The following is a 20081-nucleotide window of genomic DNA, read 5'->3' on the forward strand; positions in this document are numbered from 1 at the left end:
AATATTTAATTTGACGGGGGGATGAAAGTGTTTAATGAGGTTAAGGTCGAACAGGTAACATCTACTGTAGAACATATGGAGGAGCTTTCTGAGCTATTAATACAAGTGGTAGAAGATGGTGCCTCTATTGGCTTTTTGCCTCCAATGGAGCTAGCGGATGCCATGGATTATTGGGAAGATATCTTAACTCCTGAGGTTATCTTGTTTGTTGCAAAAAGGAACAATCGTATTATTGGTAGTATCCAGCTCCATCTCTGCAGTAAACAAAATGGTATGCACCGTGCAGAGATCGCTAAACTAATGACTCATCCCCATTACCGGAGAAATGGAATAGGACGGCAGTTAATGGAGAAGGCAGAAAATAGAGCTGCAAGAGAGGGTAGATCCTTGATAGTTTTGGACACAAGAGAGGGCGATGCTTCCAATAATTTATATACTTCTCTAGGATATATACAGGCTGGCAAGATTCCCGGTTATGCCAAATCTGCTAATGGGGAAATGAGTACGACGATTTTTTATTACAAAAGAATAGAGGAATCTATTTAATACCGATGAGATAGATTACTTCTAACATTATACTTCAAAAAAGCATCAGAAATTTTACTGTATGTAAAATTTCTGATGCTTTTTGTGTTAACGTAAATACATTTTTCAGCAAATATTTAAATTAGATGAAAAAATAACTTTTAGGGAGATATAAGGTTCCATTAACCCGTCTATTTAAGTCGAAAATAAGAATATTTTGACTATTTTTGTATTATTCTAAGAAGTTTTATCGAATAGATTGAAAAGAACTGAATCAAAAGTATAATAATCTTAATCTTCTGTTAAAAAGCAAAGAAATTTAACAGAAGTAGAGGTGGAATAGTCTATATGCCTATAGAAAAGGAGGGTAATTAAGTAATTAGGTTCATTGTCTATAATACTTTAGTTCTAAGCGGAGAAAGTGACTGGGGGGAAGTGAAATTCGGAAAATAGTAGTGGTTATTACATTTATACTACTGGTTTTTGTTGGTTCTAGCTACATCTCGGCAAGTAGTATTAACTATTTTTCTCTAGGAAATTGGTTTATCAAAGTTCAGGAAGTGAAGGAACAAAAAGAGGTTGACGAGTCTATTAGTAATTCGTTAGTAGGATATGAAGTGATTCTTAAAGACTCTTTACAGTATCTAACTGACTCTATTCAAGAAAACCTTTTAGAAAAACAAATCTATCTTTCTAAAAAAGAGATTACAAAAACACAAAGAGAATTTAAGCGTGAGTTAAGTGAAGTTGTAAGCGATCTTGAAAATATGAATTTGGATGAACCAATTTTTGAGAAGGAACTGGAAGAACAACTGGAAATTGATATCGAAAATACGTTTAAAAAAGTGCTAGAAGGAACTTAAATAAACTATTAACTACTACTTACTAAAAAGGGGATATTGAGGATGATAAAAACAGTTAAAGGGAAAATAATTACAGGAACAGTGGCTGTTACATTACTTGTTGGAGCGGGATCTGCATTTGGGGCATCTAATGCTGGTGAAATGCTACAAAACTGGTTTAATACTCAATTTGGTGCAGCTACCGAGGAGTTTGATGAAACCGTTGGTGGATATCAAGACGATAAAACATTAGTAGCATCAACTCAGTACGGGGCTTTAGAGGCGAAAGCTACCAATAAGATTGGTGAATCTCAAGAAGACTCTACTGCAGGTGCTGCTTCTAAGATTGATAAAGACTTGCAGGAGCATAAGGCAGCGTTAGAGGCGAAAAAAGTAGAGCTTACTAATTACACTAATGCAGAGTTCACTAAAATTTATGAGATAGAAAAAGAGAATATACGTCTTCTCTGGTTAGAGGCAAATCGAAAAGCAGAAAGAGATATGGAGGCACATACGATAGCCGAAGGATCTACTGCTTTAGATGCATTAAATGCTGAATTAGAAGCTGCAACAACAGCAGCGCTTTCTGAGCTAGAAGCAGCGATAGAAGCTTCCAAGTCAGGTCTTCAGGCTACCATTGACAATCATGTGGATACTAAAACGGATGATTTGAAAGGAAAAATAGATAAGGAATTAGCAGACTTTACGCTTTGGACACAAATGATGACTAACTTCATGATTCAGACCCAAACAGATGCAATAGAAGCAGCTGCCAAAGATTTAGAGACAGCAGCGTTAACTTCTATGCAGGACTTAGTAAATGGGATAAATGAATAGGAACTCGGTAAGGTTACCAGTTTAGGGATGATTACACCTTAAGATGGAGGATGTGAAATGAAGAGATATTCTAAATATGTTCAAAAATATAAGGTGGTTCTCCTTGTCTTTCTTATCCTGTTTGCTATGGCGATAGGGGGGGGTATTAGAACTGCTTTAGCTGATCAAGACATTGCACTTATGATGAGTAATTGGTTTAACAAGAAGAAAGAAGCTTCCGTAGCAGATATAGAACAAGCGATTACAAAGGAAAAACAAATTCTTTTAGATGACCTTGAAGCTTCTTTATCTAGCGAAATGCAGAAAGCGGCAGACCAATTAGTGTCGTTTGCTAATCTTGAAAAGCAAAATAGAATAGTATCTCTAAACGAGTATGCTGAGTCCTTAAAGTCTCAGATGAAAATAGACAACTCTGAACAGGAGAAAGTTATCCGGAATAACCTAGATGCTATTATTGCACACGCAAAGGCTCAAATGAATGGACAAGCTAATGAACTAACATTACTGCCAATTCCTCCTGTAACGGAGGAAATAGAGAAAGAAGCTCCTAACGTTCCATTAGAGAATGAAGAAGAGCAAGGAAAAGGGGAACCAGAAGAGCGTCCTAATAATACAGATCAGGAAGGAGAAAAGAAAACAACCCCTAAAGATGATAAGGAGAATACAGTCGATCCGGTAGTAGGAGCTGATCAACCAAAGGTAGTTGATATCTATTCCATTACAGACTGGTTTAACCCACCTAATATACAAGGTGTTCTTGTGGAAGAGGTTGAAATCCCAAATGGCGTATTTTCAATTAATAATTCATTTTCCGATATATTAATGAATCCTCAAGCCGCAGATTCTATGAGAAGTATACTTCGGGGAATTGAAAAGCACCCACAATTCGCTGAAATCCAATATAAGTCAATAGATGAAATGTCTCGAATATGCCCTGCTTTGTTTAACGAAACCATTTTATATATGCTTAACAAATCGCTTGTTCAAATAAAAATATAATAAAAAAATTACGAGTGTTAGGTTAATCAGCAATTAGAATTGTTGATTAACCTGGCACTCGTTTCTTTATAGCGTAAATTAATTTACCCTATAAAAATATAATATTGCTTTTTAAAGTAATTTAAATTACTATTAAAAGTAATTGAGGGGGGATAATGTGGAAGAAATAAGATTAAATGTTGCTTTACTTCGAAGAAAGGTGCCAAACCTAACGACTGCAGCTAAATCTATTGGAATACGTCCTGCTACAGTTTCTAACTTATGCACTGGGAAAATCGATTTAGGAAAAGCAGAGGTAAAGACTCTTGTTGGTTTAGCTTCCTTGGCAAATTGCACGGTAGATGAATTAATCATTAGGGGGGAGAAAAAAGACATGATTGAAACTCAAATTAAAGCATTGGACTTTTTTGCGCCATTAGTAAAAGGAGGCACAACGGGCTTGGTTGCTAGACCTGGAATGGGACAGCTAGTAATACTAGCCGAGCTCATGCATCGTTTTAAAGAAAGTGGTTTTACTTCCGTGTTTTTATTGCCAAAAGAAGAGCATAGTGAATTAGAGGGGACCACGGAGTTAGCTGATATTGTAACTACTTCTATAGAGGAAGCCTATCAAAAGCTCGCACACATATCTGGGGAAGCAGTTTTTATTACTGATAGAAGCTATATTATTTCGGGGGAACTATTAGATTTGCAGGAAAAAATTCTTTCGGACAATATAGAGGGTATTACAACTATTTTAGTCGACTTATCAGGAGATGTAGTGGATGAAGAAATGCCATTTGGACCATTAGAAACGGTTTGGCAGTTAGATGCAGACCTTGCAACTCGTCATATGTATCCAGCTATTCATCCCATTTATTCGACGTCATCGATAATGGAGGGAACGGATGTGGACCAACGTCATTTTGGTTTAAGACAACGCGCCCAAAAGCTACTACGACGTTATAGAGAATTACGTTCTATTGTAATGGTACATGGGATTCAAAAGCTTCCGGAAGGGGAGCAAACAACCTATGATCGTGGAGAGAGGTTAGAGGCATATTTGACGCAGCCATTCTATGTTGCGGAAAAATTCACTGGTCCAGGAGAAGTTGTTTCTATAGAACAAACGTTGAATGATGTGGAAGCAATTCTAGAAGGAAAACAAGATCAGGAAAGTGTAGAGAAGTTAAAGTTTATTGGGTGCTTGAGCTAAATAAAAATAGGTGAGAGATGTAAATGATATAGTCATTTGCATCTTTTTTTATTTGGGTGGTTAATCGTCGGTCTAAACCAAGCGTTAGCTTATTTGTTTAAGAACAGGAATTCAGGGAAAAACTACAAATAAAAAAATATATTTGTTCAAGGGAAAGGAGGACGCCATGACTACTTTAAAAAGTAATGCACCTACCAAAGAAAATCAAAAACGTTATTCCAAAAAGAATATGTGGACTGGAATACTGTTTGGATTAGGAGTCGTTGCCTTTATAGATGAAGTGGTTTTCCATCAAATCTTACATTGGCATCATTTCTATGATAAATCCACAACAGATATTGGCTTAGTTTCCGATGGATTATTCCATGCATTTAGCTTCTTTGCTACTGTGGGCTCGGCTTTTTTAATGGCAGATCTTCATCGACGCCAGGCTTTTTGGCCAAAAAGATGGCTAGGAGGCATCTTTTTAGGAGCCGGAGTTTTTCAGCTATATGATGGTACGATCCAGCATAAGCTAATGGGTTTACATCAAATTCGTTATAATGTCGATATTCTCCCGTATGACTTAGTTTGGAACATAACTGCAATTTTAATGATTATCGTTGGTTTAGTTCTATTAAAACAAACGAGTACTAAGAGTGGAGGTGATTAGGATTGCATCATCACCAACAAGAAAGTGGTTTAAATATCGATATTGCTCAAATACTACTAGGTGCTCCATTTATAATCATGCTTTTTTTATATTTACTAGCCGTATATATGTCTAATAAAAGTAAACGAAAGTGGCCAAAATATAGAACGCTATTATGGGGAGTAGGAATTGTTTTAGCAATTATATCTGTATCGGGTCCCCTCGCACAGCAAGCACATACAGACTTTGTAGCTCACATGGTTGGTCATTTGTTTTTAGGGATGCTAGCACCGTTGCTTTTAGCTTTAGCGGCACCAATGACACTATTTCTTAGGGCTTTGCCGGTCAAAACTTCGCGAAGTATTACTAGAATACTTCGAACTAGATTTATTCACTTTTTTCAAAACCCAATCGTTGCATCTATATTAAATGTCGGTGGACTTTGGTTGTTATATACCACACCTTTATTTGAAATGATGCATGAGAATAGTTTGATTTATATCTTCATTCATATACACATTTTTCTAGCCGGCTACCTTTTTACAATCTCCATTATATATATTGACCCAACACCTCATAGAAAGAGTTATATATATAGATCAGTGGTTTTTTTATTTGCTCTAGCGGGTCATGCCATCCTTTCCAAATATATTTATGCAAACCCTCCAATTGGTATTTCGAAAACAGAAGCAGAAATGGGAGGGATGATTATGTATTACGGTGGGGACGCTATTGAGATAGGATTAATTATTATTCTTTTTTACCAATGGTTCAAACAAACCGGTCCTAAAGCTGAGATTATTAATCCTACACCTATCAATAGAAAAGAGGAGCTTATATGAAGGAGAATAATGCAAAATATACGGTTGCAGGCACTAATATTGAGGAAGTTAAAAGGCAAAATGCTAATTCTGGGTTAACTTATAATGAGTTAAACGAATTGATAGCTAAACAGTTAAAGGATGAGGAAATAAATAGTCAAAAATCAACTTAAAAGAAAGGACTGTGGTTTTGAAATGTATTTCAAAGCATTTCTCATTAAGTTTATTATGACAACAGCCGTCATTTGGATCGTACTAGGTTATTATGGGGTAGAATTATTAAATATTTTTATTACAAGTATTGCTTTAACTGTTTTAGGCTTTGTAGGTGATATCTTTTTAATGCCAAAGATCGGTAATATGCTTGCAACCTTTGGTGATTTCATACTGGCACTTGCAGTAGTTTGGCTAATAGGTATTTACTTATTCGACCCTTCCGTTCCTGCAGGAAGAGCAGCATTTATTATTTCTCTTATATTGATAATCGGAGAAATGTACTTGCATCAATATATAAAATTGCATATTTTCGAACCAAGAGTAACAAATCCAAGCGATAAAGCAGGTTATTATCAAAGAACGGATACACAATTGGAATTTGCAAAAGCATTTAGTAAAGAGGATTTTAAGAAAAAATAAAAAATGTATATTTTATCGTTTATAGCCCATTCTAATACGGTAGAAGGGGGGTAAAACAAAATGTCAAACAACAACAACAACCGTAATAACATCAACCGCAACAACAACAACAATAATAACAACAACGAATTCGGTGAAGAGTTCAACTTTGAAAACCTAAACAACAACAATAACAACAACAATGACAGAAATAACCGTAACAACAACCGCAATAACAATAATAACAACAATAACAATAACAACAACAACGATAATAACAATAACCTGTAGTTTTTAGGTTAAAAAGGCAACTTTACCTTCCTGGTAAAGTTGCCTTTTGTTTAAAAAACAAAATAAGTGGTACCTATAGGTTAAGAAACGGGGGAATGGAATGTGGTAAACAAGTTAAAGGAGTTAGAAGTAGAAAAAGCATATGTTACTTTTATGTTCCCATTCGCCTTTCATGAAAATCAGAGACAAAAAATGATGGAAACGCTAGAAAGGCATCATTTTAAATTTTTTAATTTAAAAAACAAAGCACTTCAAGCTGGTTATTATGGAAAAGGAGTAAAAGTTCGACATGAACAACTAAGTCAATTTTTTTTACCTTATATAGAAGATAAACTATTCCCCCAAACCACCAAAAATAGGGGGTTTTTAAGATATTCAAAAGAAATAAATGAGGAATTCACATGGGAACTTAAAGAACAAAAAAGTAATTTTCTTATTAATAGCGTAGACATCACGCTATGCCCCTTTGGAATTGGGGTTATAACAATCCGTACGTTAAAGGAAGGGCAAGAAAATTTGTCAGAGTTCCTGCACTTTATTTCTCACTTTAGAGTATTAGAACCTAAGCTGGAAGAGGAACAGGGAGTTAGTATATATAATGATTCCTATAAGTTTGAAACAACAAACCAACTAGTCTTAGATTACTTATGCCCGTCAGTTAAGCCATTTATTATAAGGAATGAACATTTAGAAGGATATTATGGTAGTCTTCCTTTTTTTGAAGATGCAAGAATGCTTTCTTCCGTTTTTCTCGTAGTAAAGGAAGATCAAGAAATTTTATCGGAACATCTGTATCGGGTTGCACAGGTTGATGGTAAAATGGACGGAAATCCATATATATCTAGCACTAACCCTGAGTACATCGAGCAATTTGTAGAGAAACGATTACATAATCGATGGGCTCCATTTACATATACTATTACCTCTGAGAATGTTCAGGCAACTGTTACAAAAATAGACGAGAAAGCTTCACCAAATAGCATCTCTGATTTTATGGGAACGATGTATTATAACTTATTGTTGCATTACTACTATAAGATAATGCTATTAAAACTCTCATTTGAGCATAGTGAGGTAAGCTGGTCCAAGGACAAAGAGTACGTGAGAGAGCTTATGGAGCTTATTTCTAAATTTTATTCAAGATACTACTTTGGTCAGGTTTCTCCAAGGCAAGAAGGGAAGGAGCTTACCCATTTACTTCGAGAGGCATTTAATCTAAACCATCTCTTTATTGAAGTAAAAAAGACATTGGATGATTTGTATCGTGCTCAAGATAACCAAACAAGCACTCGTCATAACATGCTTTTGTTTATGCTGACAGTCTATACGACCATTTCCGGTATCTATGGGATGAACTTGGTAATAGAGGATTGGAAGGGATTCACGGACTGGTCTAAGGTACCTGGATACTCATTCTTTGAATGGATATCCCTTGTTACTGCACTAAGTGGAATTGGATTGGCTATTGCGCTACTTGTAAGTACAGGCGGCAAAGGGTTGGCGAATAGATATAGAAAGTGGAAAAGAGAACGTACAGATTGATCCCCTATTAGGGGATTTCAGAGTGTAGACAAAAGGGTTGGAAATCGAAACGATTTCCAACCCTTTTGCTATTATCACAGTTTACAATCTGGAAAAGAGCAAATTCAGCTCTCGATTTTGTTTATTTTACGCCATTTTTGGCGTTTTCCAGGTCCAACTGGCCAACTTCTTAAAATTTAAGGCAGCAAAAGTTAGCAACGCCTGCATGGACAAATTTTTTAAGACCCTTTAAGGTTGTCCATCGCATACCATGCTTTTCTTTGGCATCGACAAAGCCACGCTCGATCGTCTCTTTACGCTTCCCGTAAATTTCTTTCATTTCATAGTTATGACTTCATTGGTTTGATTTTTCGTCATCATATCGCAGAGTAAGAATAAACAAAAGATGATTCAACGTCATATCTGGCAAGACTATTTGGATGTAGCTGAGGACTTATCATTCATTTTATAGAAGGCACCGTTGATTGGAGCGAAGAACGGCGACTCCTGCGGGAACAGCGCGAGCTGAAGACCCTGGACTGAGCGCAGCGAGGGAAGCGGCTGAAGCCGTGCCCGCGGAAAGCGTCCGTTCGTAGCGGAAATCAACTCTCCCTCGCGTTATTTCTATTTTAAAAGAAAAAAGACTGTAGGCAAACTCCATATTTTTTGGAGTTTGTCTACAGTCTGTAATCCCCTAGTAGGGGATTTTTTTGTATAAGAAGATAATGTTACATTGTCTACTTTATGTTGATAAAGTGCTAGATTATAGGATAATAATAGTTACAAGATAAAAGAAAAAATGGGGTAACGTTGTGAATTCTGAAAAAACATCTAAATCAATTGTATTACCGTTAATAGTTTCTATTGTTGCGATTTCGTTTGCAGCTATTTTTGTGAAATGGTCCAATGCACCAGCAACTATTTTAAGTATGTATCGAATGATCCTAGCTAGCTTATTGCTTTTGCCAGTTGTCTGGATAAAAAGGAACGAATTTAAAAGAATTTCAAAAAGTGAATGGTACCTTTTGTTCTTCTCTGGAATGTTCTTAGCTTTGCATTTTGCTCTCTGGTTTGGCTCGTTGAAGCTAACTACTGTAGCAAGCTCAACGATAATACTAGCGCTCCAACCAATTATTGCTTTAATCGGTGGAATGATTTTGTTTAAAGAAAGAACTACTGCTAGTGCCCTGCTTACTATGGGAATTGCTGTTGTAGGTGCTGTTATGGTGGGCTGGGGAGATTTTGGCCTTAGTAAAAGTGCCATATTAGGAGACATTCTTTCATTTTTAAGTGTCATTGCAGTAGTGGGGTATTTACTAATTGGTCAAAGTGCTGTAAAGAAAGTATCTCATTGGATTTATAGTTTCTGTGTATTTGGATTTGCTGCAGTCGCTTTAATTCTTTATAATGTTGTCACTTCGGTTCAATTAACAGGCTATGATGCAAAGGAATGGGGGATTTTTGTTTTATTGGCTGTTGTTCCTACTATTTCACATCTTATAAATAACTGGCTTCTTAATTATGTAAATGCTACGACCATTTCTATGAGTATTCTTGGAGAGCCTGTCGGAGCAACAATATTAGCTGTTATTATTCTAGGTGAACGTATAGTTGCTTGGCAGATAATCGGTGGCCTGATAGTTTTAGTTGGAGTCTTCTTTTTCCTTATGCAACAAATCAGTGGATATAAGAAAATAAGTAAAGCAAAGGTGGGGTGAGTTTACATGAATAACGCGGCGATGCTAAAAATGACATTGTCCATGGCTATTTTTGGTTCAATCGGTTTTTTTACAGTAAAAACCGGTATTCCTGCTATAGAGCTAGTGTTTGTTCGCTGTATTTGTGCAACCCTTTTCCTTGGTGCATTATGGTTAATCACTGGTCAGCATAAGACAGAAAAGTGGGGAAGAAGAGAAGTGGGCCAAACTCTTCTATGTGGCATCTTCTTAGTTTTCAATTGGGTATTCCTTTTCAAGGCTTTTGAGGTTACTTCTATTACGGTTGCTATAACCATATATAATTTGGCTCCGATATTTGTATTGTTACTTGGAACCTTATTTTTGAAGGAGAGGATGACATGGACTTCTCTCATTGCAGTCCTAGTCTGCTTTCTTGGGAGTGTTATGATTGTCGGTATTAACACTACTCAGTCATTCTCAGAATTTATGGGCTCGGGTTTTCTTTGGGCGCTTCTTGCTGCTCTTTGTTATGCAATGACTATGCTTCTTGGAAAAGGTGTTAACCAGTTAAGTGCATATGCAATGACTTTTTTGCAGACTTCAGTTGGAATAGTAATTCTGTTACCGTTCCTGCGGTTCCATGTATTTGAAGGATTAACTACGGAAAACTGGATTTACATACTTGGTACGGGCTTGATACATACAGGTTTTGTTTATTATCTGTTTTTTGATAGTCTTAGAAAGCTAACCGCTGTAGTAATTTCTGCTTTAGTATTTGTAGACCCGGTGGTAGCTATATTACTCGATACACTCATCTTAGATTTCCGTCCAACACTTGTCCAAGCTTTAGGGATATTCATGATTTTCGGAGGAATTATTTATACACTTATTGAATCGAGTAAGAGGGATTCCACAGGATCGCATTAGCCGAATATGCTAAAAGGTAGCTATGACTATGAAAAAGTCATTACTACCTTTTTTATTTACCTTTGTAAGCTTCGTTTTCGGACAGGAGACAATATAAGGGTGGATATGATTATCAAAGCAGCTATAACAACCGCCGAATAGAATAGCCCTCCGTAGCCATCTTGTGCAGCTATTGTAGTCACTTGATTGATACTTTTTAAAAGAGTCTGTAGTAATGTTGGATCTTGTATTTGGTCTAACAATGGTGACATAGTTTCCTGGGAAATAATTTCCCCGTTTTTCAGCACTTGTTGTGAAAGGTTCTGAAACTCCTGGAGTCCTGCTTCACTAAGGTTTGCTTCTTGGATGTTTTCCTGTAATATTCTTGGGAAATCATTTTGAAAGATGGTTGGCATTTCGGTAAATCCTCTCGTAATAAATCCTGCATAAATAGTTGGAGCAATAGTCATTCCAATTTGTCTGCTTAAAGAGAGGGTTGCTAAGGCTGTGCCCTTGTCAGTATTTAGTTTTTCGGTTGCCAATATATTTAAAGGTGCTCCCAAAATTATACCCATTCCAAATCCAGCTACTGAAGACGCGATGATGAAATGCCACTTAGCTTCAATCCAAGTAGGGAACAATAGAAAACCAATGGCAGAAATAATACCAGATAAAAATACAGCTACAATCGGTCCTTTTTTATCGACTAACATACCACCCATCGCTGCGCCTAACCCAGCTGCTAATGCAAGAGGTGTCATCCAATACCCAGCGTTTTCTTGGGCTATCCCAAGCACTTGCTCAGAAAAGGCAGGGATAAAAATCATACCTGCTAATAGAGCTCCTGAAAACATACCGATTAACAAGGTTAATAAGTATGACGATTCGGATAGCAGACGAAACGGAAGGATGGGATCACCCCCACGTTTTTCTAATCTACTTTCATGGAATAATAATAGAAGTAAAAGAACAATCCCTGCTAAGATATATCCATATACCTCTAACTCCAGCAAGCTCGTAAAGAAGTTGACTCCTTCAATATTAGTCAACCCATACATAATTCCGAGAATAGACAAGGAAAGTAAAGTAATTCCTAGTAAATCGAGTTTTCCAACTGCTGCATCCTTTGTTTCTTCTAGTTTTAAAAAACCAAGTATAACAAGAGCGATTGCAATAGGTATATTAATGAGAAACAAGAAATGCCAACTTCCTGTAAGGTCTAACAATACACTACCAAGATTGGGTCCTAATACTGCAGCAATACCATTCATCCCCCCTAGCATACCTAAAGCCTTACCTTGTTTTTCTACCGGCAGAGTGCTTAAAATATGAGAGCTTCCGATAATGAATATACCGCCTCCACCTAAAGCTTGGATGAAACGGGCGATTAAATAAAAAGTGAAGTTAGGACTTAAGGCAACTAGCAAGGAACCAATCCCAAAAATGGCAATCTCCACAATGAAAAGCCGCTTGCGACCATAACGATCAGAGAGCTTTCCTACTATTGGTACGCTGATTGCAAGACCGAGAGTGTAGAGTGTTATTCCCCACGCCCCCCAGTTTGCATTAACCTCAAAAGAACTATTGATGGTTGTAAGAGCAGCACTGATAATCCCGTTATCAAGAGCAGCCATAAAAACACCAATAGAAAATAATACGATTGCCCATGTTTGAGAAGTATTTTTTTCTGTCATACCATTCCTCCTCTCTTTCTATTTGATATCTAACTTATTTATACAATATTTTACATTAGCGTTATATCTTTTGATAGCCTAAATAATATAGATATACGTATAAAAATGATATTATTAGAGCAACCATTCAAAGGAGAAAATAAAAATGCCAACATATCATTATACGCAGCCGTTAGAGATAGAAATTACCCCTAAAACCACAGTATACAAGGAAGATGGAAAGGAAATTTGCACTTTTCAACGGTATTACTCAAATAAACTAAAGTGGTTCTTGGATAGAGCCATGGAATACCGTTACTTCCTTCGATATGACATATATGATTTAAATGATCAAGTTATTTTCACGTGTAAAAAGGTATCAAAGAAGGGAAGGGTATTTTTTCAAGCGTTTGATTATGAAACAAAAGAACACTTCACTATAACCTATGATAAATGGAAGGAACTAGTGGCGGACCTCTTAATTCTTGGTAAGGATTTAAATATAGTAATTGAAAAGGAGCTTGAAGATTGGACGAGCTATGTTTGGGAAGGTAAAGAAATTGCTAGATGGAGAGCAAGGGTAGAGGGGGAGTTCTTGATAGAACTCGAAATTCATGAAGAATCTCCTATTCAAAATCCTGCTTTTTTTGTGGCTATTAGTCAATGTGCATTATATATCGGTAGTTAATTTGTGTAGCTTTGCAGGTGTTTTTAGTAACCTCTGTAAAGCTTTTTTATATGTCTTAAGAAAAGTTATATTCTTTTACTTTTTCTACAAAATGGGATATTCTATAAATGTATCGTGCACGATGTATTTATGCAAGGAGCGTTTGACATGAAGAAAGAGAAACCCTCTAAATTAGAGCAACAGCTATGTTTTGAGGTGTATAAGGCTTCCAGCAACTTTGCTAAGCTGTATGCAAAAACCTTAGAGTCTTATCATTTAACCTTTCCACAATATTTGGTTTTGTTAGCATTATGGGAAGAAGATCATTTGCTAACGAGGGATATTGGAAAACGATTGGAGTTAGGCATTGGTACATTAAACCCGATTATTAACCGAATGATTGATCGGGGATGGCTCGAAAAGAATCAATCTAATGAGGATAAAAGAGCTTATATTATTTCTTTAACTGACAGAGCTAAAAATGCAGAAAATGAAATTGAACAATCTATTTTACAGAAAATTACTAGCTGTAACTTCCTAGACATGAATGCTATTACACTCATGTCCCAATTAAAAGAACTGAATACTTTTTTATCGAAAATGGAGGAATGATGAAAATGAGTATTTATGACATTAAAGTACAAAAATCGGACGGAACGGAATATGACTTAAGTATGTACAAAGGAAAGCCAATGTTAATCGTTAACACGGCAACTAAGTGTGGGCTTAGTAATCAGTTTGACAGCCTCGAAAATCTATATAAAAAGTATCAGGATGAGGGACTAGTAGTACTTGGTTTTCCATCCAATCAGTTTTTTCAAGAGCCTGGAAATGGAGCGGAAGCAGAACAGGCTTGTCGTATGAGCTACGGAGTAACCTTTCCCATGCATGAAATGGTAAAACTAAATGGCAGTGAGGCACATCCGTTATTTAAATACTTGACGACGCATACCAAAGGATTGCTTTCAAGCAAGATAAAATGGAACTTCACAAAATTTTTAATCGACAAAGACGGAAATATAGTTAAAAGATACGCACCAACTGACAATCCTAATGATTTTGAAGAAGACATAAAAAATATAATAAATGAATAAAGTAAAGGACCTGGATTGCCAAAGATCTAGGTCCTTTATGTTTAAGTTTTAGGAAAAAAAGGAATAAAGAGAAAAAGAGACGAAATGGGGAAATAGCATGGAGAGACTAACTGTAAAAGAACAAACACTACTTGCCTATTACGTGTGCAATTTTCTGGAAAAGGGATCAGAAGGTAGCTTATCAAAAGCTTTGAAGGAAGGGTTAGGTGACCGACTCTCTACCATTCAGGAGGAACTTACAAAAAAAGGTCTGTTGAGTAAAGAGGATAAAATGATAACAAATGAAGGAATTTTATACATGGATAACACTTTACACATCCAATCATATGCAACAGAAGGAAATAAACTAGCATACGTCAAAGATAGCTTACAAATAAATGAAATCGAGCTTTCGGAGCCCGCGTTAAAGCATTACATTCATCAAAATATTGGAATTGAACAACCATCTATTCATTAACCATAAAATACGTCTGACTCTTTAGAGTCAGACGTATTTTATGTCCACTATTGTCCAAAATGCTCAATATTACTTGCACTTAAATTATTCCCATCGGGATCTTTAAATCCAAAACCTCCTAGACCCTCCTCATTTACATTCAGTGGCCCAACCTCAACTTTATTTTTCTTCAACCATTGATAAAAATCTTTTAACAAAGGCGTATAAAAGTCGATGATACTATGGATCACATTAGAGTGAGTGTTAGTAAAAAATAAAGGTCGAACTTCTTTTGTTTCTACTAAAAAAATAGTAGGAACTCCTTTCGTATGAAAGGAAAGCATGGCAGTCTTGTCTCCTTTAGATTCAACATGAACCCCGAGAACAGTCATATAAAAATCCATGGAGCTCTCTAAATTACTGACGGGTATTTCTACAGTGGCGATACGAGAGATAAAGTGAGACATCTGCGTTAGACCTCCTATAAAGAATATACGTACTAATATATTCTATTTTTACCCTTATTTTCCCTCTATAAATCTAATAAATTTTAGCATAATTTAAATAAAATATAATAAAAATGTAATAGTAAACTGTCCACTTTTAACTTGAAGCTTAATTTTAAATTAAATGAAAAGTATAAAATATTATTAGTAGATTGAAGGATTCTATGGTAAGATTTTTCCTGTGAAAAAATGAAAGTAAAGAAGGAATAAACTTGGCAATTAGACAAAAGAAGGATTTAGGAGAAAAGCTAAGCTTATTTCATTTAACTTGGCCAATCTTTTTAGAAGTATTTTTGTTTATGTTAATGGGAATAGCAGACACTTTTATGTTAAGTGCAGTATCCGATAATGCTGTTTCAGGAGTTGGGGCAGCCAACCAATATATCCATATTGCGATATTAATCTTAGAGGTAGTAGGTAATGGTGCTGCTATCGTAGTTTCACAATATTTAGGTTCTAGAAGATATATAGAGGCCTCAAAGATTTCCGGTCTTGCCGTAACTTTAAATCTTGGTGTAGGAATTATTCTTAGTATTGGATTTGTCATATTTTCTAAAAGTATTATGGCTGGTATGAACCTAGAGGGAGAGGTCCTTGAGTTTGCCAATCAATATTTGATGATTGTTGGCGGTGGTATTTTTCTTCAAGCATTGATTAATGCTTTGGCTGCCATTATCCGTGTACATGGTTATACAAAGCAAACCATGTTTGTTTCGCTAGGGATGAATATAATTCATGTCGTGGGTAACTATGCCTTAATCTTCGGTAAATTTGGCTTTCCTGAGCTAGGTGTACAAGGTGCTGCCATATCATCTGTAGTGAGTCGATTTATAGCGCTTCTTGTGTTCTTTTGGCTTCTATATCAAGTAATGGAGTACCGTGTGCAAGTAAGCTACTATTTCACCATCTCTAAAGAGTATGTGGGAAAAATACTTAAAATAGGTTTACCTTCAGCTTTTGAACAAATTTTATATCAAGGCTGTCAAATCGTATTTTTATATTATGCGACTTATTTAGGAGCAGAAGCATTGGCTGCTAGGCAGTATGCTGTCAATATATCGATGTTTACGTATTTGTTTGCAGTCGCAATAGGTATGGGAACTGCAATAATTGTCGGGAGGTTTGTAGGGGCCAATGAAAAAGAGGAGGCCTATAAATCTGTTTGGTATAGTGTAAAAAGGGCATTTGTATTTACATTAGCAATGGTTGCTGTTGTAATCACGTTCCGTCATCCTTTGATGAGTTTATTCACCGATAACGAGGAAATTATTAAAATTGGAGCTTCTGTACTTGTCTTAAGCATCATACTTGAAACTGGTCGTACGTTGAATATAGTAATTATCAATTCGTTGCGTGCCGCCGGGGATGCAACCTTCCCGGTAATAATGGGCGCCTTATCTATGGTGATGATGAGCGTGCCGTTAGGATATTTATTTGTTTTTGTTCTTGATATGGGACTACCAGGAATTTGGTTAGCTATAGCAGCAGATGAGTGGCTACGTGGAATTATCATGTTCTTTAGATGGAAGAGTAAAAAATGGGAAAAGTATGCGCTTGTTCATGAAAAAGAAGAGAACTCTGATTTAGACAGTCAGACAGTCTAATGTTTAGCTGTCAGATTAAAAACCATCGACAGCTAAATGTCGATGGTTTTTCTGTTACTTAGAAGATAATTATAGAACGAAGGAATTAAACTTTAGCTTCTTTAATTGTTCGATGGCTCTTTTTAGTATTTCTACATTTTGAACCAATGCAATTCGTACATAGTCAGCTCCTGCTGAACCAAAGACAGTACCTGGAACCATCACCACACCAGTTTGATCGATTGCCTCGAAGACAAATTCCTTATCTGAGATTTCATAAGGGTACTTAGCCCAAACGAACATGCCACCATTAGAGGGTGCTACATTCCATCCAAGTTCTCTTAATCCATCCATAACTACTCTGTGTCTTTCAGAGAAGGTTTTGCGTAGTGATTCCGTAATTTCCTCAGCGTGATTAAGAGCAACAATTCCTGCCTCTTGAATTGGACCGTAAATGCCAAAGTCTAAATTAGATTTTAATTGTTTCATAATACCGATCATTTCCGAATTTCCAGCGATATAAGCTATCCGGGTTCCTGCCAAACTAAAGCTCTTAGATAAGGAGTTAATCTCCATGCCTACTTCAAGAGCACCAGGTGTTGAAAGAAAGCTACAAGGAGAGTCTCCAGTAAAGTAAAATTCAGAGTATGCTGCATCGTGTAGAATAATGACATTATATGTATTAGCAAAAGCAACTACCTGTTGGAAAAACTCCTCGCTTGGCATAGCAGGTACCGGGTTTCCAGGTAAATTTAATATCATTAGTTTGGCTTTTTGAGCTATTTCTGTTGGAATTGCACCTAGATCAGGTAAGTAGTCATTCTCTTCTAGAAGGTCCATATAGTAAGGCTCTGCTCCTGCTAATTTTATACCGGCATCATACGCAACATATCCAGGGTTGGTCGTTAGAATGATATCCCCCTCATCACAAAAGGCTAGAGGTAAATGGACTAGTCCCTCCTGAGAGCCCATCGTTTGGACAATTTCAGTCTCGGGATTTAGTGAAACATTACAGCGTCGCTGATAGTAATTAGCCACTGCCTCATAAAAACGCTTCGTTCCACTTAATGTATAGCCATAAGAATCTGCTGAAAAGCTCAAATCAGATAGTACTTTCCTAGCCGCCTCACTTGGCGGGATGTCAGGACTGCCTAGGCTAAGGTCATATAGCTCGAATCCGGATTCTTTTTTTCTGGCTGCCGCTGCTTTTAAGTCACCAAAGATTGCTGGCTCAAATAAGGACATTTTAGTAGAAGGTTGAATGATCAATGAAAGCACTCCCTTGCAAACAATTAATAAATTTTATGTATCATCATAACACAAATTATATTAATATTGAGAAAAATATAAGATATTGTTTTGTAATGGGGAGTAAAAGCCATAAACAGAGCTTTATTTAATCATCAAATATTTTTACGTAGTACATTTTATAAAAAAAGAAGGCTGTTGCCAGCCCCCTAAAAGTAGTATTTAGTGAGATAGTGGATCAGTTTGCTCCACTTCCTTTTTGCTTTTTTCTTCTAATATTCCATCCGTCATGACATACACTTTATCGCAGTATTCAATTAAACGAGTATCATGAGTTACCACAATCGTAGTAGTTTCATTATTTTCTGTTTCTTTCTTCAATAGCTTCATCACTTCGTATGCACGATCAGAGTCTAAAGAAGCGGTTGGTTCATCAGCTAACAGAATAGAAGGCTTACTATATAATGCCTTGGCAATTGCGACACGCTGTCTTTCACCACCAGATAAATCAGAAGGATACTTTTTACGCAACTCAGTAATACCGAGGTTTTCGTACAACGTATCGAGCTCTTCTTTTGTCATATTGTCTTTTTTTACATTATCGAGTAATTTCATCTGTTTATCTACTGTTAGAAAAGGTACCAAGTTGGAGGCCTGCAATATAAAGCCTATTTCCTTAAGTCGAATTTTAGACCGTTTTTTTTCATTTAAATTGGTGAGATTTTGATTGTTTACAATAATCTCTCCGCTAGAAGGGGATTGCAGCCCTCCGGCAATGGTCAGGAAAGTACTCTTTCCTGAACCTGAAGGACCAATCACTGCAATAAGTTCCCCTTTATCGGCTACAAAATCAGTTTCCTTTAAAGCATCAACCTGCTTATGACCTGAACCGAATGTTTTCTTTACCTTATCTAACTTTAAAATTGCCATTTACTTATCCTCCAATCGCCTTTAACGGGTCTATTTTCACAATGGTAAATACAGAGAAAACTGCTCCTAGAATAGCAACAACCACTAATACAGCCCCATAGATTAACATTGTCGTTAAATCAAAGGCCACAGGTACTGCACTTGGTAAAAATTTTCCTGTTAAAATCGTTAAGCCGAATCCTACAACGACACCTATGAAGGCAAGGAGAAAGGTTTGGACGATTACTGAAACTGAGAGATAACCATTAGAAATTCCTTGGGCCTTCATGACACCAAACATACTAATTTTTTGAACGGTTAAAACATACAGGAAAATTGCAACGATGACAGATGAGATCCCAAATAGGAAGTAAATCATAAAGTTTAAGGTAAGAGATTGCTCAGTGTACCCAGGAAGGCTCTCTATGAAGTTCTCAATCTCAGTAATTTGAAGCTCATCATTGCTTGTATTTATAGCATCTAGGCTGTCATCCGAAACAACAATACCATTTATTTGATCCTCATTTGCTTCAGCTGCTTCACCGAACTTTACTTTATGAAAGGTTGCTAGTTCCCCATAGAGCACGGGTGCACCATTAAATCGTGAGCTTTCTGTAAAGCCGACGATCATTAATGTTTCATCCGTAGATGAAAGTTCTAGTTCATCTCCGATTTTAAAACCCTCTTCTTTTAAATTATCACTTGCTACTACTTCATTTTCGTCGGAGAATTCTTCACCTTCACTGACTTCTGGCATCAAAAATTCTTCTTTGTCTATGCCAAATATAGACACATTCTGCTTAGAATCCCCGTTTGTCGCAATAGCACTTATTTGTCCAAGTATTGCCTTATCCTTAGCTTCGATGTTATCTAATTCATCGGTGCTAATAAATGATTGCGGTAGACTTTTATCCGATTCCTCGGCAAGTACAATAGCAGTTGCATTCCACTTGTCTACTGCTTCGCGATTTAGGTTTGCTAACCCGGTAGCAAGCCCGGAAAGGAAAAATACAAGGTATGCCACTAACATTAAGACTCCTATGATTAGAAAAAAGCGTAGCTTATTTTTTTTAATTTCATTCCATGCTAAAAACATTCCATTC

22 protein-coding genes and 1 pseudogene are annotated in these 20081 nt (G+C 36.5%); 17 read left to right on the top strand and 6 right to left on the bottom strand.

Translation table 11 applies throughout. The annotated features are described in order from the left end of the window. Positions 1-75 precede the first annotated feature (75 nt). From HF876_RS01990 to HF876_RS02035, 10 genes are all read left to right on the top strand, one after another. Positions 76-546 carry an N-acetyltransferase family protein gene (locus HF876_RS01990; RefSeq protein WP_481900273.1) on the top strand — a complete coding sequence of 157 codons (471 nt, stop codon included), beginning with the start codon at positions 76-78 and terminating at the stop codon, positions 544-546. Positions 547-980: 434 nt separating this feature from the next. Beyond that, complete coding sequence (locus HF876_RS01995; RefSeq protein WP_169358379.1) at positions 981-1388, top strand: hypothetical protein; 408 nt, start codon at positions 981-983, stop codon at positions 1386-1388. A gap of 42 nt (positions 1389-1430) precedes the next feature. Further along, complete coding sequence (locus tag HF876_RS02000; protein ID WP_169358380.1) at positions 1431-2204, top strand: hypothetical protein; 774 nt, start codon at positions 1431-1433, stop codon at positions 2202-2204. A gap of 57 nt (positions 2205-2261) precedes the next feature. Continuing rightward, positions 2262-3203, top strand: a complete 942-nt coding sequence (locus HF876_RS02005) for a hypothetical protein (RefSeq protein WP_169358381.1) — start codon at positions 2262-2264, stop codon at positions 3201-3203. Between the two features lie 157 nt (positions 3204-3360). Continuing rightward, positions 3361-4398 carry an ATP synthase beta subunit C-terminal domain-containing protein gene (locus HF876_RS02010; protein WP_169358382.1) on the top strand — a complete coding sequence of 346 codons (1038 nt, stop codon included), beginning with the start codon at positions 3361-3363 and terminating at the stop codon, positions 4396-4398. Between the two features lie 166 nt (positions 4399-4564). Further along, positions 4565-5050, top strand: a complete 486-nt coding sequence (locus HF876_RS02015) for a DUF2243 domain-containing protein (RefSeq protein ID WP_169358383.1) — start codon at positions 4565-4567, stop codon at positions 5048-5050. Between the two features lie 2 nt (positions 5051-5052). Continuing rightward, positions 5053-5871, top strand: a complete 819-nt coding sequence (locus HF876_RS02020; RefSeq protein ID WP_240949581.1) for a cytochrome c oxidase assembly protein — start codon at positions 5053-5055, stop codon at positions 5869-5871. Beyond that, positions 5868-6023: a hypothetical protein gene (locus HF876_RS02025; protein WP_169358384.1), complete on the top strand. Its 156-nt coding sequence runs from the start codon at positions 5868-5870 to the stop codon at positions 6021-6023. The genes HF876_RS02020 and HF876_RS02025 overlap by 4 nt, the downstream gene beginning before the upstream one ends. A 22-nt stretch (positions 6024-6045) precedes the next feature. Beyond that, positions 6046-6486: a DUF2512 family protein gene (locus HF876_RS02030; protein WP_169358385.1), complete on the top strand. Its 441-nt coding sequence runs from the start codon at positions 6046-6048 to the stop codon at positions 6484-6486. A gap of 372 nt (positions 6487-6858) precedes the next feature. Continuing rightward, positions 6859-8298, top strand: coding sequence for a CorA family divalent cation transporter (locus HF876_RS02035; RefSeq protein ID WP_251553237.1), 1440 nt, complete (start codon positions 6859-6861; stop codon positions 8296-8298). Between the two features lie 126 nt (positions 8299-8424). Here HF876_RS02035 and HF876_RS02040 read toward each other — a convergent pair. After that, positions 8425-8629 (bottom strand): annotated as a pseudogene (locus HF876_RS02040) (transposase); the annotation flags it as partial. A gap of 460 nt (positions 8630-9089) precedes the next feature. Here HF876_RS02040 and HF876_RS02045 point away from each other — a divergent pair. Then, on the top strand, positions 9090-9995 hold the full coding sequence (locus tag HF876_RS02045; RefSeq protein ID WP_169358386.1) for an EamA family transporter: 906 nt from the start codon (positions 9090-9092) through the stop codon (positions 9993-9995). Positions 9996-10001: 6 nt separating this feature from the next. Next, a complete protein-coding gene (locus HF876_RS02050) occupies positions 10002-10883 on the top strand; it encodes a DMT family transporter (RefSeq protein WP_169358387.1) in 882 nt (293 codons plus the stop codon). 56 nt (positions 10884-10939) lie between these two features. Here HF876_RS02050 and HF876_RS02055 read toward each other — a convergent pair whose 3' ends face one another. After that, positions 10940-12556 (bottom strand): MFS transporter, encoded by a 1617-nt coding sequence (locus HF876_RS02055; protein WP_169358388.1) that lies wholly within the window; start codon positions 12554-12556, stop codon positions 10940-10942. Between the two features lie 145 nt (positions 12557-12701). Between HF876_RS02055 and HF876_RS02060 the strand changes: the two genes are divergently transcribed. From HF876_RS02060 to HF876_RS02075, 4 genes are all read left to right on the top strand, one after another. Further along, a complete protein-coding gene (locus tag HF876_RS02060) occupies positions 12702-13223 on the top strand; it encodes a tubby C-terminal domain-like protein (protein WP_169358389.1) in 522 nt (173 codons plus the stop codon). Positions 13224-13370: 147 nt separating this feature from the next. After that, positions 13371-13814 carry a MarR family winged helix-turn-helix transcriptional regulator gene (locus HF876_RS02065; protein WP_169358390.1) on the top strand — a complete coding sequence of 148 codons (444 nt, stop codon included), beginning with the start codon at positions 13371-13373 and terminating at the stop codon, positions 13812-13814. A gap of 5 nt (positions 13815-13819) precedes the next feature. Next, the gene (locus HF876_RS02070) at positions 13820-14296 is read left to right on the top strand and encodes a glutathione peroxidase (protein WP_169358391.1); all 477 of its coding nucleotides are present in this window, start codon (positions 13820-13822) and stop codon (positions 14294-14296) included. Positions 14297-14393: 97 nt separating this feature from the next. Beyond that, positions 14394-14753 carry a hypothetical protein gene (locus HF876_RS02075; protein WP_169358392.1) on the top strand — a complete coding sequence of 120 codons (360 nt, stop codon included), beginning with the start codon at positions 14394-14396 and terminating at the stop codon, positions 14751-14753. A 47-nt stretch (positions 14754-14800) separates the two neighbouring features. Here the strand turns inward: HF876_RS02075 and HF876_RS02080 are convergent, their stop codons facing one another. Beyond that, entirely contained in the window at positions 14801-15199 is a 399-nt protein-coding gene (locus tag HF876_RS02080) for a VOC family protein (protein ID WP_169358393.1), read from the bottom strand. A gap of 245 nt (positions 15200-15444) precedes the next feature. Here HF876_RS02080 and HF876_RS02085 point away from each other — a divergent pair, with 245 nt between their 5' ends. Continuing rightward, complete coding sequence (locus HF876_RS02085) at positions 15445-16842, top strand: MATE family efflux transporter (protein WP_251553348.1); 1398 nt, start codon at positions 15445-15447, stop codon at positions 16840-16842. Positions 16843-16911: 69 nt separating this feature from the next. Here HF876_RS02085 and HF876_RS02090 read toward each other — a convergent pair whose 3' ends face one another. From HF876_RS02090 to HF876_RS02100, 3 genes are all read right to left on the bottom strand, one after another. Next, positions 16912-18090 carry an aminotransferase class I/II-fold pyridoxal phosphate-dependent enzyme gene (locus tag HF876_RS02090; RefSeq protein WP_169358394.1) on the bottom strand — a complete coding sequence of 393 codons (1179 nt, stop codon included), beginning with the start codon at positions 18088-18090 and terminating at the stop codon, positions 16912-16914. Between the two features lie 201 nt (positions 18091-18291). Further along, a complete protein-coding gene (locus HF876_RS02095) occupies positions 18292-18999 on the bottom strand; it encodes an ABC transporter ATP-binding protein (RefSeq protein ID WP_169358395.1) in 708 nt (235 codons plus the stop codon). A 4-nt stretch (positions 19000-19003) separates the two neighbouring features. After that, a complete protein-coding gene (locus HF876_RS02100) occupies positions 19004-20074 on the bottom strand; it encodes an ABC transporter permease (protein WP_169358396.1) in 1071 nt (356 codons plus the stop codon). Between the last annotated feature and the right edge of the window lie 7 nt (positions 20075-20081).

Origin of the sequence: Psychrobacillus sp. BL-248-WT-3 (assembly GCF_012843435.1) — a bacterium.
In the GTDB taxonomy this organism is placed as follows: domain Bacteria; phylum Bacillota; class Bacilli; order Bacillales_A; family Planococcaceae; genus Psychrobacillus.

Bases quoted from the DNA above. Each gene is read 5' to 3' on its own strand.
- HF876_RS02070 (WP_169358391.1), top strand. From the start codon at position 13,820: ATGAGTATTTATGACATTAAAGTACAAAAATCGGACGGAACGGAATAT.
- HF876_RS02100 (WP_169358396.1), bottom strand. From the start codon at position 20,074: ATGTTTTTAGCATGGAATGAAATTAAAAAAAATAAGCTACGCTTTTTT.
- HF876_RS02075 (WP_169358392.1), top strand. From the start codon at position 14,394: ATGGAGAGACTAACTGTAAAAGAACAAACACTACTTGCCTATTACGTG.
- HF876_RS02005 (WP_169358381.1), top strand. From the start codon at position 2,262: ATGAAGAGATATTCTAAATATGTTCAAAAATATAAGGTGGTTCTCCTT.
- HF876_RS02060 (WP_169358389.1), top strand. From the start codon at position 12,702: ATGCCAACATATCATTATACGCAGCCGTTAGAGATAGAAATTACCCCT.
- HF876_RS02030 (WP_169358385.1), top strand. From the start codon at position 6,046: ATGTATTTCAAAGCATTTCTCATTAAGTTTATTATGACAACAGCCGTC.
- HF876_RS02000 (WP_169358380.1), top strand. From the start codon at position 1,431: ATGATAAAAACAGTTAAAGGGAAAATAATTACAGGAACAGTGGCTGTT.
- HF876_RS02015 (WP_169358383.1), top strand. From the start codon at position 4,565: ATGACTACTTTAAAAAGTAATGCACCTACCAAAGAAAATCAAAAACGT.
- HF876_RS02025 (WP_169358384.1), top strand. From the start codon at position 5,868: ATGAAGGAGAATAATGCAAAATATACGGTTGCAGGCACTAATATTGAG.
- HF876_RS02095 (WP_169358395.1), bottom strand. From the start codon at position 18,999: ATGGCAATTTTAAAGTTAGATAAGGTAAAGAAAACATTCGGTTCAGGT.
- HF876_RS02055 (WP_169358388.1), bottom strand. From the start codon at position 12,556: ATGACAGAAAAAAATACTTCTCAAACATGGGCAATCGTATTATTTTCT.
- HF876_RS02050 (WP_169358387.1), top strand. From the start codon at position 10,002: ATGAATAACGCGGCGATGCTAAAAATGACATTGTCCATGGCTATTTTT.
- HF876_RS02065 (WP_169358390.1), top strand. From the start codon at position 13,371: ATGAAGAAAGAGAAACCCTCTAAATTAGAGCAACAGCTATGTTTTGAG.
- HF876_RS01990 (WP_481900273.1), top strand. From the start codon at position 76: ATGGAGGAGCTTTCTGAGCTATTAATACAAGTGGTAGAAGATGGTGCC.
- HF876_RS02080 (WP_169358393.1), bottom strand. From the start codon at position 15,199: ATGTCTCACTTTATCTCTCGTATCGCCACTGTAGAAATACCCGTCAGT.